Source organism: Chryseobacterium sp. TB1-D10, from assembly GCF_059803555.1.
Genome location: NZ_JAPFHB010000016.1, coordinates 13,045 through 27,795 on the forward strand (window position 1 = coordinate 13,045; position 14,751 = coordinate 27,795).

Consider the following 14,751-nt stretch of genomic DNA (forward strand, 5'->3'; position numbering starts at 1 on the left):
TTTAGTAAAAATAATAAAATTCTCCTTTACCGATAAATAATATTTGATTGGATTAATCCTACTTCCTTATCTATCCTTGGAAATTGTCTTGAAATAACTTTATAGGTTATGATTGTATCTGTAGGAAAATGTTCGATTTCAACAAGTTTTAAAGGTAACGTTTTTTTATTTTCTAAATGAAGAAAACCGTAAATTTCCTCTTTAGTCTTTAATCTCTCTGCTGAAATTTGAAATTTTTCCAATTTACTAGGATAAAATTGTTTGAGAATTTCATTTTCGTAATAAAATTGATTTTCTATTTCGACTGATAGGATTTTGTTTTTGGTTAGTGTGCTTTCGTATTTTTTTTCAACTAAAATATCAGGCACAGTGAATGCTACGATGATGAGAATTATTAATATTGAAGCAACATTGTGATTTGTATATAAGTTGTAATCTTCTAAAATTGGATATATATCATTAACGCGTCTAAAACCAATAGCTTTTACAATTGGAAAGATTGAAATTATTAAAGATATAATTGCAATATATCTCAAATAATATAAAAATAAAATCGCTGTTTCCATAACAAAAAAGCGAGAAAAAAATTCTCGCTTCTAATTTATGATTTTAAATCTAATTTCAATTCTAACTCCGTAAGCTGTTCCTGATGAATCGGCGCCGGCGCATCAATCATCACATCTCGCCCGGAATTATTTTTCGGGAATGCGATGTAATCTCTAATCACTTCATTTCCATCAAGAATTGCGACCAATCTATCAAATCCGAACGCCAAACCTCCGTGAGGCGGAGCGCCGTATTTGAAGGCGTTCATCAAGAATCCAAATTGCGCTTCGGCCTCTTCTTTTGAGAATCCTAAAAGATCAAACATTTTCGATTGTAAATCTCTATCAAAAATTCTGATAGAACCACCACCAATTTCGTTCCCGTTCAAGACCAAATCGTAAGCGTTGGCTCTTGCTTTTCCTGGGTCAGTTTCCAAAAGGTGAAAATCTTCGGTTTTCGGAGAGGTGAAAGGATGGTGCATTGCGTGGTATCTTCCGGACTCTTCGTCGAATTCCAACAATGGGAAATCTACAACCCAAAGTGGTGCAAATTCGTTTCCTTTTCTGAGTCCGAGACGGTTTCCAAGTTCCATTCTCAAAGCGGAAAGTTGCGTTCTCACTTTGTCTGCGTTTCCTGACATTACGAAAATTAAATCTCCAGCTTTTGCTCCAAATTCCTCTGTGATTTTCTTTAAATCTTCTTCAGAATAGAATTTGTTGACAGAAGAAGTTACAACGCCATCATTTTGAAATTTAATCCAAACCAATCCTGTTGCGCCAATTTGTGGGCGTTTTACCCAATCTACCAATTCGTCGATTTGTTTTCTGGTGTAATCTGCAATACCTTCAACATTGATTCCGACAACCAATTCTGCATCGTCGAATATTTTGAAATCTTTTCCTTTTGTTAAGTCATTCAGTTCGTGAAATTCCATTCCGAAGCGGATGTCCGGTTTGTCGTTTCCATATTTCTGCATCGCATCGGCGAAGGTCATTCTTGGGAAATTTCCGAATTCGTTTCCGGTAATGTCTTTCAAAAGAACTTTCGTCATTCCTTCGAAAACATTCATAATATCTTCCTGCTCTACAAATGCCATTTCGCAATCGATTTGGGTGAATTCCGGCTGTCTGTCGGCTCTCAAATCTTCATCACGGAAACATTTCACGATTTGGAAATATCTGTCCATTCCGCCAACCATCAACAATTGTTTGAAGGTTTGTGGCGATTGCGGCAATGCGTAAAATTGTCCCGGATTCATTCTGCTCGGAACCACGAAATCTCTCGCTCCTTCCGGAGTAGATTTGATTAAAACCGGCGTTTCAACCTCGATGAAGCCTTCTTCGGAAAGATAATTTCTCACTTTCTGCGCCATTTTGTGACGGAAAATCAGTTTGTCTTTTACCGGATTTCTTCTGATGTCGAGGTATCTGTATTTCATTCTCAATTCTTCGCCGCCATCTGTTTCGTCTTCGATGGTGAAAGGCGGCAGTTGAGATTCATTTAAGATTGTAAGGTTTTCAACTAAGATTTCTACGTCGCCCGTTGCAATCTTTGGGTTTTTGGAAGTACGTTCGATAACGGTTCCTTCAACTTTGATGACGAATTCACGGCCTAATTTCTTAGCCGTTTCCAAAAGTTCTTTGGAAGTCCTGTCCTCGTCCAAAACCAATTGGGTTATTCCGTAACGGTCTCGCAAATCTATCCAAATCATAAAACCTTTGTCGCGGATGGTTTGTACCCAGCCGGAAAGTGTTACTTTTTCATTCAGATTTTTCAGCGTCAGTTCGCCGTTTGTGTGTGTACGGAACATTTTTTTAGATGTTAGATGTTAGACTTTAGAGATTAGACATTTAGTCGTCCAATTTCCGAGTGCAAAGATAATAATATGAATAAGGAAAAATACAAAAAAAGACATAATTGTCCATATTTGTATCCAAAAGTATGAATCTTGGCGAAGCGCGTGAGGGATAGTAGTGGATATCCTTTTTTTGGCGGATGGAATGAGCGGATGGAAAAAAAGATAGTAACGGATAGCCCGGCCCGAGCGGTGGAAAAAGCGTTGGCGAGGGACACGCCCTAATTGTTGGTGGTCTCGGAATATTGTTGTAATTTAGTGGAAATCAAATATTTAATTATTATGGGAAGAGGAGACCAAAAATCTACCAAAGGAAAAATCGCGCGAGGAAGTTATGGAAAATCCAGACTTAGAAAAACCTCGAAACCTGTAGTAGTGGCGGAAAAGCCAGCAAAAGAAAAGGCAGAACCAAAGCCGAAAGCGACCAAAGCGAAGGCTGAAAAACCAAAGGAAACGGAAGAAAAATAAAAAATCGGGCTCGTAAATTTTACGAGCCCGATTTGTATTTGTTATGTAATTATTTATTTTCCGAAAAGTCCGCCTAGCAATCCGCCAAGTCCGCCTTGCTGAGATTGTTGTTGTTGATTTCCTCCTCCTAAAACGCTTCCAAGAATATCGCCTAATCCGCCTCCTTGTGATTGCGTTGCGCCACCAAGTACGCTTCCCAAAATATCACTCAAAGGATTGTTGGATGCCTGAGATTCCTGAGCAGAATTACCAAGAATTCCACCAAGTAGATCTCCCAATCCACCGCCAGAAGTGACGTTGTTGGCTTGTTTTTGCTGACCGATGTAACCCATAATCACTGGCGCTAACATTGCTAAGATTGGACCGATTTTGTCCATAGAAATTCCGGTGTTTTGAGACAGTTGGTTTTCTACATTTGCTTTTTCACCGCCGAAGATGTGACTTAAGATAGAATCTCCTTCCTGTTCTCTGTCGAGTGCTTGTGCAGGATTGTTTAATATGCTTCCGTCGTGGTGTTTGTCGAGGGTTGCATTTAGTTTGTCTGCTTCGTCAGAATTTTCTGATTTTTTCTTCAAATAGCTGATGACCAAAGGTGCTGCAACTATCAAAAGTGCAATAATCTGATTTTTGCTGATTCCGAATTTGTTCTCAGCTTGTTCTGCAACCTGGTTGCCTGTACTTCCTGTGATAAGGTCTAATAAACTCATAATTTATGTCTTTTGTTTAAATCAAAGATAAAAAAAATGAGAGATATCTGTTATTAAAATTTTTAAAGTTTACGAATTTCCTCCATCGATTGGTATTTCTTCCGAAGTTCTATAAACTCTCTGGATGATTCTTTCAGAACGATGATATGATCCTTTGTCTGGCCATCTCTTAGTGTGAATTCTATACAACCGATATTGTTGTGAAGCCAGGGAAGCATGTAATAAGTGAGCCCGTCTTTGTATAGTTTTTCTTTATGGAATTTCTGCCCTTGAGGCGTTAAAGAAACGATATAAAGACTGCAAATGTAAAATATCGGAATTAAAACGGGCGTAAATCTTAGTTTTCTGACAGCATATTTTGAGCTTAATTTTTTTATCCCCGAAGCAATAAGCAAAGTGAAAACAATGTAAAAAGGAATAAAAAAAACATAGTTGTCAGAAACTGCATAGAAAGTAGCAAATCCTAATGTGAAAAGTGAAGCCGTGAAAAGAAAAAGAGATTCTGTTTTGAAGTTTTTGTATAAATAAACGATTCCTCCAACACTGAACAGAATAAAAACATTAAAATTATAGATCAAAAATGCAGTTGCTTTAACTATATCTTTCACCAAATCCATAAAACTCTGGTCGAAGGTATCTTGTACCCAATGTCCTTTTTTTGATGCGAATACAAATTTTGGCTCAAAGTTGTGAAGACTGTTTACGAAAAACATGAATGAAAAAAACAGAATGAACAATATCAAAGAAATATATGCTTTTTTTCGATCAGATCTTAATAAATAAAGCAAAACAAAATACGCAGGAATCAACATAATATTCTGAATATGAGACCAGAGACTCAATCCCAATATGACACCAACAATGACAATGTAATTCTTAGAATCATTCTTCAGCGATTTCACAGAATAAACCAGAAATAAAATAATCCAAAGCGCATTAAAAGTATAAACCTCCACAGTTTCCGCACTTCGCCAAAAAGTAAAAGAAAAGCCAAAAATGAAGGTGGACATGACAGCAATCCAGTCTTCTTTAATGAATTCTTTTATCAAAACAAAAACTAAGCTTACAGTAATCGCAGCCGGAACGACAGACATCATGCGCGTTACAAAAACGCTGTCCGCACCCAGAAATTTTGTAAAAAAAATAGCCGTGTTGATATAAAGGAAATGCGTAAGCGGCATAAAATCGGGCAAAAATTCCCGTTTTTCTACATCCAGAACAAATCCAATACAGTCTCCAAATGATATTTTGGAAAAACTGCCGGCATAATAAATAATGAAAAAAGTAATGAAAATTAAAAAGGCGGTAGTTTTTTTGGTCATAGATTAATTTTTAAAAATCGGAACATTGCTGCAAGCCTCGCCGAACATCAGGGATTTTACAAGCGGTTTCAGCTGTTCCACCAATTCCACATACGCATTGTTTGGAATCGATTCATCGCTGCAGCCTTTTACCAGAACACGTTTGTCTCTCAGTTCGGAAAAATCATAAGTTTGGATCGCGTTGTGCATCAGCAAAACTTCCAGATCTTCACGGTTTCCGAAAACCACTTTTTTTGCTTCTTCTGTCACTTTGGAAGTGATTAGGAAATACGCCCAAAGAGGAATGATCACATCCTCAGAACAATAGATATAAACGTATGCATCCCTATAAAGTTCCGCATCTATATTTTTGATTTTTTCACGGAAGTCTTTTTCTTTCAGGATCATCCCTTCCCAAAGAAAATCCTTGATGTCGATTCCGATTCTTTTACCTTTTGGAAAAAGATCAGTAATATCAAAATTCACCAATCCACTTCCTGCTACTTTATTTACAATCTCTTCCATTTTTTAAAATTTAATAATTTTCAGGAGCTTCATCCCGCTATCCGCTATATCTTTTTTGTCTGGTAAGATTTGTTATCAATATAACATTTCCAGAAAGAAAAAAAGGATGCCGCTACTATCGGGGCTATGGGATTTGTCAACCAATCAAATTTTGTCAACTATTACACTTTCCCAATCCCAATAAACCAAAATGATTTATTTTTGTTCAAAGTTAAGAAATTCACAGAAAAAACTTAATTTTAAAAATCTATCATCCAAACTCGAATAATCTAAAATCCACACTTTGAAATATTACATCATAGCAGGAGAAGCTTCCGGCGATCTGCACGCTTCCAACCTGATGAAAGCCATCAAACTTAAAGATCAAAATGCAGAATTCCGATTCTGGGGCGGCGATCTGATGCAGAAGCAAGGCGGGACTTTGGTGAAGCATTACCGTGATCTCGCATTTATGGGTTTTCTGGAAGTTGTTCAGAATCTGAAAACCATTCTTAATAATATAAAAATCTGCAAAAAAGACATTCAGGAATATAAACCCGATGTTTTGATTTTGGTAGATTATCCGGGATTTAATTTGAGGATTGCGAAGTTTGCCAAAGAATTGGGAATCAAAGTGATCTATTATATTTCGCCGCAACTCTGGGCCTGGAAAGAAGGCCGCGTGGAGACCATCAAAAAATATGTGGATGAGATGATGGTTATTCTCCCTTTCGAGAAAGATTTTTACAAAAAACATCAGGTTGATGCTCATTTCGTTGGCCATCCGTTGCTTGATGCGATAGAAGGATTGCAACCGGTTGATATTCAAAAATTTAAATCAGAAAATAATCTCAATCAAAAAGAAATTATAGCACTTCTTCCAGGATCCAGAAAACAGGAAGTTACAAAAATGCTGGAACTGATGTTGTCTGTCAGAAGTTATTTCACCGATTACCAATTTGTAATTGCCGGAGCGCCAAGTCTGGAGAAGGATTTCTACGAGCAGTTTGTAGATGCGGATGTTCATTTTGTTTCCAACAAAACTTACGATCTTCTGAGATCTTCAAAGGCCGCTTTGGTAACATCCGGAACGGCAACTCTGGAAACAGCTTTGCTCAATATTCCCGAAGTAGTTTGCTACAAAGGAAGCCGAATCTCTTACGAAATAGGAAAAAGACTTATAAAAAATATCAAATATATCTCTCTGGTTAACTTAATTATGGATAAAGAAGTTGTGACAGAATTGATTCAAAACGAATTGACTAAGGATAATCTTGTGAAAGAACTTAATAAAATCCTTAATACAGAAAAGCGTAATCAGGTTTTGAATGATTATGAAATTCTTAGATCAAAATTAGGCGGAAGCGGCGCAAGTAATAACGCAGCAGAACTCATTGTAAACTCAAAATGATGGATAAAATTAAAATTCAACTTCAAAAAATAGAATCACTTCTGCCAAAAATTGATGTGACGAATAATCGAGTTTCCAAAGCATCGGTCGGCTGGCATCTGGAACATTTGTTATTGATTCTGAACTCCAGTCTGAAAGGTTTGACAATGACCAATCCGAAAGATTACAAACCGAAATTCGGCATCAAGAAATTTATTTTTCTGAATTTTGGATTGATTCCGAGAGGAAAAATAAGAGCGCCGAAACAATTCATTCCATTAGAAATTCCAACTCAGGAAAGCATCTCTATATTGCTGAATCTGGCAAAAGAAAGATTAGAAGCTGCGGCAAATCTTCCGGAAAAGTCATTCATCACACATCCGTTTTTAGGCGATTTTGATAGGAAAACCACTTTAAAATTTTTATGGCTTCACAGCAATCATCATCTGAAAATCGTTGATGATATTCTGAAAAATTAAAACACACACAAAAACACAAATGAACACCAATGAAAACACAACCTTTACTAATATTGCTGATATGCTTTATTATCGGCATTCTTTTTCAGGAGTACCTGATTATGAGTCAGGGTGTCTCTACTTTATTCTTAATAATCTCGGGAATTTCCCTATTTTCAATATTAATTAGAACGACATTTTTCCAGCGTATCAAATATTATTGTTTAGGACTTTTCTTTTTCTCGATTGGGATATTTGTTCACTTGTCAAATTCTGATAAGCCAGAAGTTCCGCAACTTAACTCAAAAGAAAACATCGTCTTTCAACTCAATAAAAAACTGAACTCCAATGAAAAGAACAGACGTTATATTGTTGAAATCTTAGAAATTCCTTCGAAGGAAATTAAAGATTTTTCGCCAATTAAAACTGTTCTCAGCATTCCGAAAGATCAGGAATCATTAGACTTTAATCATTTCTATGATGCGGAAGTCTACATTCATCGGCCTGAAGATATTAATAATGATTTCCAGTTTGATTATAAAAAATATCTGGCAAGACAGGAAGTTTACCTGCAAGCTTATTTACCAAATGACATTCTAAAAACTAAGAAAACAGAAACTTCTTTTCCTGACAAAATCCGACAAACCCGTCTCGAGATTCTCAACAAGATCAATCGATCACCACTTTCGCCAAAGGTTCAGGAATTTTTGAAAGGGATTATTCTATCAGACCGAACTGAGATGGATAAAGAAACGGTTAGAGATTTCAATGAGACAGGATTGGTCCATCTGTTGGCAATTTCCGGTTCTCACATGGTCATTATTTTCTGGATCACATTGTTTGCTTTCAATCAAATAATTCCGGTTAAGTTCAGGAAATTATCAATCATTTTGAGCTTAGTTTTCATTTGGAGTTTTGCCGTTTTTATAGATTACGGAAGTTCGGTCATGAGGAGTTGTCTTATGATCACCTGCTATTACATTATGATTTTGTTGCAGCGGAAGCCGGATCTTTTACATTCGATAGCTTTGTCGGCTTTCATTCTTTTGATTATCGATTCTCAGCAACTTTTCGAAGTTGGTTTTCAACTGAGTTATGCCGCAGTTTTGGGTATTTGGTGGTTGTCGAATCCGATTAAAAAGCTATTCAGAAAACCAAAATATTGGGTAGAGAATTTTTTATACGAGATTTCGGCTATGACTTTCGCTGCACAGATTGCGACTTTGCCTTTGGCGGTTTATTATTTTCATCAGTTTTCTTTTGTATCAATATTTGCAAATTTGCTGATCATTCCACTTTCAGAGTTGATTATTGTTTCATCTTTATTAATGGTCATTGCGATAGCTTTTGGGATGAAATATCATTTCATTTATCAGATGTTCGATGCTTTTATAATCAATGTTCTGAAAACTATTCACTGGTTTTCTGGCTTCGAAGCATTGATGAATAAAAATCTTTCCTTGAATTTATTGGAAATGAGTGTTTTATTTTTGGCAATTTACTTTCTGAAATTTCTCATCAAAGATGTCTTGAACCTAAAATATATTTTTCGTTTCAGTTTTTGTCTCCTGTTATTTTTTGGTTTGAGAATCGGTTTTAATGCTTATAATTTTGAGAAAAAAGAAGTTTTGGTCTACAGTTTCTATCAGGATAAAATCATAAGCGTAAAGAACAAAGGCAAAATCGTTTTCTGGCTGAAGGATAATAAGAATGAAGGAAAAATAATAGATTTTGTGATAGATCCTTATCTGATTTCGAGGCGGATCTATAAGTGTGATATTAGTTATTATCCTGAAGATGCCGAAGCTTTTGTTTTTGAAGGAAATAAATATATATTAAGATAATCTGAATTATAATATTTATTAATTGACTACTAAATTGTAGCTCAGTCGCAAACTATTTTATAATCATTCTAAGGACAAAAACAGTTAATTTTATTACGTGAAAAAATGGATTTCCATATTATTGCTTTCTCTGTATTTGGTTTCAACAACTGAACTCAATCAGCTTTTGAAATTACCAATTCTAATAGAACATTACAATGAGCATCACAAACTGAATCCGGAAATGACCGTGCTGGCCTTTTTAAAGGCACATTATGATCATCCCGCAAAAGATGCAGATTATAAAACAGACAGGAAGCTTCCTTTTATAATGCATTCTACAATTTCTTTGGTTTTCACCATCAATACAATTTTCAAGTTTGAGATGACAGACAGTCATTACAAACATTATAAAGTTCACAAATTTCCTTCTTTTGATGAGAATTTCTTTGTCAAAGGTTATCTTCACTCCATTTGGCAGCCGCCGAGACAAGCCTGATTTATTTTTTTTCTGATTTTTTCTAAATCTCAGAAAAGCAGTTTCTATACCTATGTCTGGATATTTCTAAATATTCAGGCTTAACTGATATACAATTCAATTTAAAAACGATGAAAACAACATTCACAGCCACACTTTTGGCTCTGTTCTCCCTATTCGCAAACGCGCAGACACGATTTGAAAACGCAAAAAAAACCGCATCCGAACAAAACGAACTGATTTTGCTTAATTTTTCCGGTTCAGACTGGTGCATTCCGTGTATCAAGCTGCATAAAAATATTATTGAAACCGATGTTTTTAAGCAATTATCAACAGATCATGTGTTAGAATATCTCAATGCCGATTTCCCGAGAAGCAAGAAGAATCAGCCTTCTGCAGAGATCCAGAAAGAAAATGCAGCTTTGGCAGATCTGTACAACCCAAAAGGTATCTTTCCGTACACAGTTTTATTAAACCACGAAGGAAAAATTCTGAAAACCTGGGAAGGTCTTCCATCGGAAGATGCGGTTGTCTTTAGTAATCAGATAAGAGAATTTTATCAAAAAAATAAATAATGCTGAAAGAATTTCGCAAGTCCCAAAAGCTGATGGGAAATATCTTTGAGATCACCGTTGTTGATGAAGATGAAACGGTTGCTTTTGGACATATAGAAGCCGCAGTTTCAGAAATTATAAGGATTGAGAAGCTCCTGACGACTTATAATGATCACAGCCAAACCAATCTGATCAACAGAAATGCTGGTATACAGGCTGTGAAAGTAGATGCGGAAGTTTTTCATTTAATTGAAAGAAGTCTCAGAATCAGTGATATTACTGATGGTTATTTTGATATTTCTTATGGTGGAATTGATAAAACCTTCTGGAATTTTGACCGCGAAATGAAACAGCTTCCTAATCCTAAATCGGTAAAAGAACATCTGAAACTGGTCAATTACAAAAACATCATTTTAAATCCGGAAAATCAAACCGTTTTTTTGAAAGAAAAAGGGATGCGAGTCGGCTTTGGCGGCATTGGTAAAGGTTACGCTGCGGAAATGGCGAAAAGAATCCTTCAGCAAAGGAAAGTAGTTTCAGGCGTCGTAAATGCCTCCGGCGATTTGACGACCTGGGGAACTCAGGCCGACGGAAAACCTTGGACCATTGGGATTGCTGATCCTGATAATGCAGCACTTCCGTTTTCTTATATGAACATTACCAATACTTCCGTAGCAACGTCCGGTAACTACGAAAAGTTTGTGATGATAGACGGTAAAAAATATTCCCATACCATCAACCCCAAAACAGGAATGCCCGTTTCGGGAATCAAAAGCGTGACAATCATTTGTCCAAACGCTGAGATTGCCGATGCAATGGCAACGCCTGTTACGATTATGGGAGTGGATGCAGCAATTGGTCTCGTGAATCAGATCAATCATTTAGAATGCATCATTATAGACGATCACAACAAGATTCATTCATCTAAAAACATTAATTTCAAATGAAGAAAATATTAATTAAAACACTTGGAGCCATTTGTCTGCTCCCTGTTATAGCGACGCTGGATTCCTGCACAACAGTAAAAGAATACGAAAAAAGTAAACTCAACGATGCAGAAATGGTTCTTGGCAACAGGACAATCGAAAAGACGGAACTCAGTTTCCAGTCTTACCGGGAAGGTTCTTCGGGTGCTAATGCCGGCAAAGTTGGCGGTGGATGCGGATGCAATTAAAATCATAATTACTAAACCTAAAATGAATTAAAATGAAAAAAGTAATTATAAGCATCATCGCTCTATTTGGATTTTTCAACGCTCAGGCACAGGAAAATAACAATACCGAACCATCCAAAAAATTAAGTCTGGATGAGATCAATCTCGTATCAAGTTATTACAAACAAGACGGAAACAATTCTGCAGTTACCGGCGGTGTAGGCTCAGAAAATCTGACGGATATTTCCAATGCTATAGATGTTGTAATGGTGAAATATGATAAGAAACTAAGGAAAAATAAATTCACCTTCGATGTTGGGATAGACCATTATACCTCTGCCTCATCAGATATGATAGACCTCAAAGCTAACTCTTCTGCCTCTAGTGCGGATACAAGAATTTACCCTTCACTAGGCTGGAGCCGGGAAAATGAACAGAAAGGAAGTACAATAATGGCCGGCGTTTCATATTCCGGTGAATACGACTATCAGTCCATAGGTGCTAATATAGGAATCTCGCAGAAAACGCCTAACAGAATGGGAGAGTTCACTGCCAAGTTTCAGGCTTTTATGGATCAGGTAAAACTCATTACCCCAATAGAGCTAAGAACTGGAGAAAATGCTGGAAGCAGTGGGAGAAATACGTATGCACTTTCTCTGTCTTATTCTCAGATTATCAACAAAAATTTCCAATTGGAAGTAATGACAGATGCAGTTCAGCAGACAGGATACCTCAGTTTACCTTTCCACAGGGTTTATTTTACGGATGGATCTGTTCATCAGGAGGCTTTGCCGGATAAGAGATTCAAGCTGCCTTTGGGTGTAAGAGCCAATTATTTCTTTGGAGATAAAGTGATTTTGAGAGCCTATTACCGTTATTACACAGATGACTGGGGGCTGAGATCCAATACAATCGGGATAGAAACGCCTGTGAAGATCTCGCCATTTGTTTCGGTGAGTCCGTTTTACAGATATTATTCTCAAACCGGTGCCAAATATTTTTCGCCTTACCAGCAGCATACGGCTTTTGATGATTTCTATACCAGCAATTATGATCTTTCAAAATTCAATAGTAATTTTTATGGTGCAGGCATTCGTATCAATCCGAAGAATGGATTATTTGGAGTTGAGAGGCTCAATATGCTTGAGATCAGATATGGGCATTACACCAAATCTATTGGGATGCAATCGGATATTATTTCTTTAAATTTAAGATTCAAATAACTTTTAAAAATGTCAAAATGATGCATCACCAGTTAGAAAAACATTATGTCAACAGAGTAGGCTGGCTGCGTGCTTCGGTTTTGGGAGCGAATGACGGTTTGCTTTCCACCACAAGTATTGTCATTGGCGTTGCAGCTGCAGACCCAAGCCGTGATGCAATTATTCTGGCAGCTCTGGCTGGGATGATAGCCGGAGCAATGTCTATGGCAGCAGGAGAATACGTGTCTGTAAGCTCCCAGGCCGACACAGAAACAGCAGATCTGGAACGTGAGAAAAATGAACTGGAGCAGATGCCTGAAATTGAACTGCGAGAACTAGCAAAGATCTATGAAAAAAGAGGGGTGAGCAAAGAAACCGCTTTGCAGGTTGCAACAGAACTTACTGCGCACGATGCTTTGGCTGCGCACGCACACGATGAATTGGGCATCAACGAGATCACTCAGGCAAAACCATTTCTGGCGTCCGTTGCATCATTTTTTTCTTTTCTTGCAGGTGCATTGTTGCCGATGATCTTGGCAATATTTGCTCCTGAAGATGAGATGGTCTATTATCAATATGGATTTTCAATTATATTCCTGATGGTTTTGGGCGCTATATCAGCAAAAATTGGTGGGTCAAATATCAAAAACTCAGTTCTGAGGATCTGTTTTTGGGGGACCGTTGCGATGATTATTACCGCTTTGGTAGGACATTTTTTCGGGTCTGTGAATTATTAGTGATTTGATAATTTTTAAGTTGTAATGATTTTAAATTTAGAGTCGTTAAAGACGTCACAAAAAAACAACCGCATGTTTTCCTTAAAACATCAAGACCTTTTTGTCAAAACATCAAGAGGTTTTAAGGAAAACATCAAGTTGTTTTCAGAGATGGCAGAAGTACTATTTTAAAAACTCACGTGTCTTTCCAAAAAAACACACTTGAGTTTTCATCAAAAGACACGTGTGTTTTAACTAGCCTGTGTAAACGTCCTATCCATCGGACTTGCCAAAGGTCAAAAATTTCATCAAAAAGCAACAAAAAATCCTGAATTTCTGGTTCAGGATTTTGCTGTTTTTTTAAGTTCCATTAAACATTATTTCTCGAAATTTGAAGTCAAATAAAACCTAACATCTAACTTCTGGCATCTAACATCTAACATCTAATAACTATTTCACTTTCGGAGCCACTTTTTCTCCAAATAATTCGATGGATTTCATCATAACATCGTGTGCAGGATCACCCACGTCCATATGTCCGATAAATCTTGTCAGGCCAAATAATTCTTTCATTTCAGCTATCTTATCAGCCACCTCATCTGCACTTCCTATGAATAGTGCGCCGTCTTTGCTTCTTCCGCCTTCGTACTGCTCTTTGCTGTAAGGTGCCCATCCCCGGCTTCTGCCAATTCTGTCCATCTGGGATTTATAATTGAAGAAATATTGGTCAATATCCTTTTGGTCATCACTTACAAAGGTGTGGGAATGGATGGCAATCTGCATTTTGCTCTCGTCGTGTCCGGCTCTCAGATATTCCTGTTTATAGAAATCGATGAGGTTTTTGAACTGTCTTGGCATTCCGCCGATGATGGCGACAATCAAAGGTAAACCTAATTTTGCAGCTCTCAAAACAGATTCGGGTGTTCCGCCAATAGCGATCCATATTGGTAATTTACCATCATTGTAAGCTCTTGGGTAAACTGTTTGGTTTCGCATTGGCGCACGAAGTTTTCCGCTCCAGCTTACATTTTCTTCATTATTGATTTTCAATAATAAATCCAATTTCTCTTCAAAAAGCTGATTGTAATCTGAAAGATCATATCCATACAAAGGAAAAGATTCGATAAAGCTTCCTCTTCCGACAAAGATTTCCGCTCGCCCTTTTGAGATTAAATCAATCATTGAAAAGTCCTCATAAACCTTCACAGGTTCTGATGAACTTAATACCGTTACACCGCTTGCTAATTTGATGTTTTTCGTAATGCTTGCAGCAGCAGCCAACAGAATCTCTGGTGAGGACACAGCATAATCTTCACGGTGATGCTCGCCCATTGCGAAAACATCTATTCCAACTTCATCCATCAGTTTTACCTGCTCCAGGATCTCGTTTAGTTTTACGCTTGCATCTCTATATTTTCCGGTTTTGGTGTCCAGAGCAACATCTCCGAACATCCCTATTCCTAATTCCATAATAGTCTCATTTTTTAATATAACAAATCTACGCTTTCAACTTTTGATTGGCATTGATGTAAGGTAATTATGAGTGATGAATGATAATTGATGAATGATTTTTTTATTAACTTAAATTTTTAGAAC

General features: G+C 37.0%; 16 protein-coding genes. 10 read left to right on the forward strand and 6 right to left on the reverse strand.

Features of this window, described 5'->3' with window-relative positions:
* Positions 1-26 precede the first annotated feature (26 nt).
* Together OPU68_RS17210 and aspS are read right to left on the reverse strand one after the other, a co-directional pair.
* Entirely contained in the window at positions 27-566 is a 540-nt protein-coding gene (locus OPU68_RS17210) for a hypothetical protein (RefSeq protein ID WP_498475176.1), read from the reverse strand.
* A gap of 35 nt (positions 567-601) precedes the next feature.
* Positions 602-2,356 carry an aspartate--tRNA ligase gene (gene aspS / locus OPU68_RS17215; RefSeq protein WP_498475177.1) on the reverse strand — a complete coding sequence of 585 codons (1,755 nt, stop codon included), beginning with the start codon at positions 2,354-2,356 and terminating at the stop codon, positions 602-604.
* 327 nt (positions 2,357-2,683) lie between these two features.
* Here aspS and OPU68_RS17220 point away from each other — a divergent pair, with 327 nt between their 5' ends.
* A complete protein-coding gene (locus OPU68_RS17220; RefSeq protein ID WP_034969534.1) occupies positions 2,684-2,869 on the forward strand; it encodes a 30S ribosomal protein THX in 186 nt (61 codons plus the stop codon).
* Positions 2,870-2,922: 53 nt separating this feature from the next.
* Here the strand turns inward: OPU68_RS17220 and OPU68_RS17225 are convergent, their stop codons facing one another.
* The 3 genes from OPU68_RS17225 to OPU68_RS17235 all read right to left on the reverse strand — a co-directional run bounded on the left by OPU68_RS17225 (position 2,923) and on the right by OPU68_RS17235 (position 5,402).
* The gene (locus OPU68_RS17225) at positions 2,923-3,576 is read right to left on the reverse strand and encodes a DUF937 domain-containing protein (protein ID WP_498475178.1); all 654 of its coding nucleotides are present in this window, start codon (positions 3,574-3,576) and stop codon (positions 2,923-2,925) included.
* A 62-nt stretch (positions 3,577-3,638) separates the two neighbouring features.
* A complete protein-coding gene (locus OPU68_RS17230; protein WP_498475179.1) occupies positions 3,639-4,898 on the reverse strand; it encodes a protein O-mannosyl-transferase family in 1,260 nt (419 codons plus the stop codon).
* Positions 4,899-4,901: 3 nt separating this feature from the next.
* Complete coding sequence (locus OPU68_RS17235; RefSeq protein WP_498475180.1) at positions 4,902-5,402, reverse strand: DUF2480 family protein; 501 nt, start codon at positions 5,400-5,402, stop codon at positions 4,902-4,904.
* Between the two features lie 283 nt (positions 5,403-5,685).
* Between OPU68_RS17235 and lpxB the strand changes: the two genes are divergently transcribed.
* The 9 genes from lpxB (at position 5,686) to OPU68_RS17280 (ending at position 13,176) form a co-directional block, all read left to right on the forward strand.
* On the forward strand, positions 5,686-6,792 hold the full coding sequence (gene lpxB / locus OPU68_RS17240; RefSeq protein WP_498475181.1) for a lipid-A-disaccharide synthase: 1,107 nt from the start codon (positions 5,686-5,688) through the stop codon (positions 6,790-6,792).
* Positions 6,789-7,250, forward strand: a complete 462-nt coding sequence (locus OPU68_RS17245; protein ID WP_498475182.1) for a DUF1569 domain-containing protein — start codon at positions 6,789-6,791, stop codon at positions 7,248-7,250. The genes lpxB and OPU68_RS17245 overlap by 4 nt, the downstream gene beginning before the upstream one ends.
* A gap of 29 nt (positions 7,251-7,279) precedes the next feature.
* Positions 7,280-9,073: a ComEC/Rec2 family competence protein gene (locus OPU68_RS17250; protein ID WP_498475183.1), complete on the forward strand. Its 1,794-nt coding sequence runs from the start codon at positions 7,280-7,282 to the stop codon at positions 9,071-9,073.
* 97 nt (positions 9,074-9,170) lie between these two features.
* Complete coding sequence (locus tag OPU68_RS17255) at positions 9,171-9,551, forward strand: hypothetical protein (RefSeq protein WP_498475184.1); 381 nt, start codon at positions 9,171-9,173, stop codon at positions 9,549-9,551.
* Between the two features lie 110 nt (positions 9,552-9,661).
* Positions 9,662-10,105 carry a thioredoxin family protein gene (locus OPU68_RS17260; protein WP_498475185.1) on the forward strand — a complete coding sequence of 148 codons (444 nt, stop codon included), beginning with the start codon at positions 9,662-9,664 and terminating at the stop codon, positions 10,103-10,105.
* Positions 10,105-11,031 (forward strand): FAD:protein FMN transferase, encoded by a 927-nt coding sequence (locus tag OPU68_RS17265; protein WP_498475186.1) that lies wholly within the window; start codon positions 10,105-10,107, stop codon positions 11,029-11,031. Before OPU68_RS17260 ends, OPU68_RS17265 begins: the two co-directional genes overlap by 1 nt.
* 11 nt (positions 11,032-11,042) lie before the next feature.
* The gene (locus OPU68_RS17270) at positions 11,043-11,258 is read left to right on the forward strand and encodes a DUF4266 domain-containing protein (protein WP_498475197.1); all 216 of its coding nucleotides are present in this window, start codon (positions 11,043-11,045) and stop codon (positions 11,256-11,258) included.
* Between the two features lie 32 nt (positions 11,259-11,290).
* Positions 11,291-12,460 (forward strand): DUF3570 domain-containing protein, encoded by a 1,170-nt coding sequence (locus tag OPU68_RS17275; protein WP_498475187.1) that lies wholly within the window; start codon positions 11,291-11,293, stop codon positions 12,458-12,460.
* Positions 12,461-12,477: 17 nt separating this feature from the next.
* On the forward strand, positions 12,478-13,176 hold the full coding sequence (locus OPU68_RS17280) for a VIT1/CCC1 transporter family protein (protein ID WP_498475188.1): 699 nt from the start codon (positions 12,478-12,480) through the stop codon (positions 13,174-13,176).
* A 429-nt stretch (positions 13,177-13,605) separates the two neighbouring features.
* On the opposite strand, the gene OPU68_RS17285 is transcribed toward OPU68_RS17280, so the two are convergent.
* Positions 13,606-14,625, reverse strand: a complete 1,020-nt coding sequence (locus OPU68_RS17285) for an LLM class flavin-dependent oxidoreductase (protein ID WP_498475189.1) — start codon at positions 14,623-14,625, stop codon at positions 13,606-13,608.
* Positions 14,626-14,751: the final 126 nt, after the last annotated feature.

What these genes read in the sequence shown, in the direction of transcription:
- OPU68_RS17275 (WP_498475187.1), top strand. Translation starts at nt 11,291, where the DNA reads ATGAAAAAAGTAATTATAAGCATCATCGCTCTATTTGGATTTTTCAAC.
- OPU68_RS17235 (WP_498475180.1), bottom strand. Translation starts at nt 5,402, where the DNA reads ATGGAAGAGATTGTAAATAAAGTAGCAGGAAGTGGATTGGTGAATTTT.
- OPU68_RS17285 (WP_498475189.1), bottom strand. Translation starts at nt 14,625, where the DNA reads ATGGAATTAGGAATAGGGATGTTCGGAGATGTTGCTCTGGACACCAAA.
- aspS (WP_498475177.1), bottom strand. Translation starts at nt 2,356, where the DNA reads ATGTTCCGTACACACACAAACGGCGAACTGACGCTGAAAAATCTGAAT.
- OPU68_RS17220 (WP_034969534.1), top strand. Translation starts at nt 2,684, where the DNA reads ATGGGAAGAGGAGACCAAAAATCTACCAAAGGAAAAATCGCGCGAGGA.
- OPU68_RS17280 (WP_498475188.1), top strand. Translation starts at nt 12,478, where the DNA reads ATGATGCATCACCAGTTAGAAAAACATTATGTCAACAGAGTAGGCTGG.
- OPU68_RS17230 (WP_498475179.1), bottom strand. Translation starts at nt 4,898, where the DNA reads ATGACCAAAAAAACTACCGCCTTTTTAATTTTCATTACTTTTTTCATT.
- OPU68_RS17210 (WP_498475176.1), bottom strand. Translation starts at nt 566, where the DNA reads ATGGAAACAGCGATTTTATTTTTATATTATTTGAGATATATTGCAATT.
- OPU68_RS17250 (WP_498475183.1), top strand. Translation starts at nt 7,280, where the DNA reads ATGAAAACACAACCTTTACTAATATTGCTGATATGCTTTATTATCGGC.
- OPU68_RS17260 (WP_498475185.1), top strand. Translation starts at nt 9,662, where the DNA reads ATGAAAACAACATTCACAGCCACACTTTTGGCTCTGTTCTCCCTATTC.
- OPU68_RS17265 (WP_498475186.1), top strand. Translation starts at nt 10,105, where the DNA reads ATGCTGAAAGAATTTCGCAAGTCCCAAAAGCTGATGGGAAATATCTTT.
- OPU68_RS17225 (WP_498475178.1), bottom strand. Translation starts at nt 3,576, where the DNA reads ATGAGTTTATTAGACCTTATCACAGGAAGTACAGGCAACCAGGTTGCA.
- OPU68_RS17245 (WP_498475182.1), top strand. Translation starts at nt 6,789, where the DNA reads ATGATGGATAAAATTAAAATTCAACTTCAAAAAATAGAATCACTTCTG.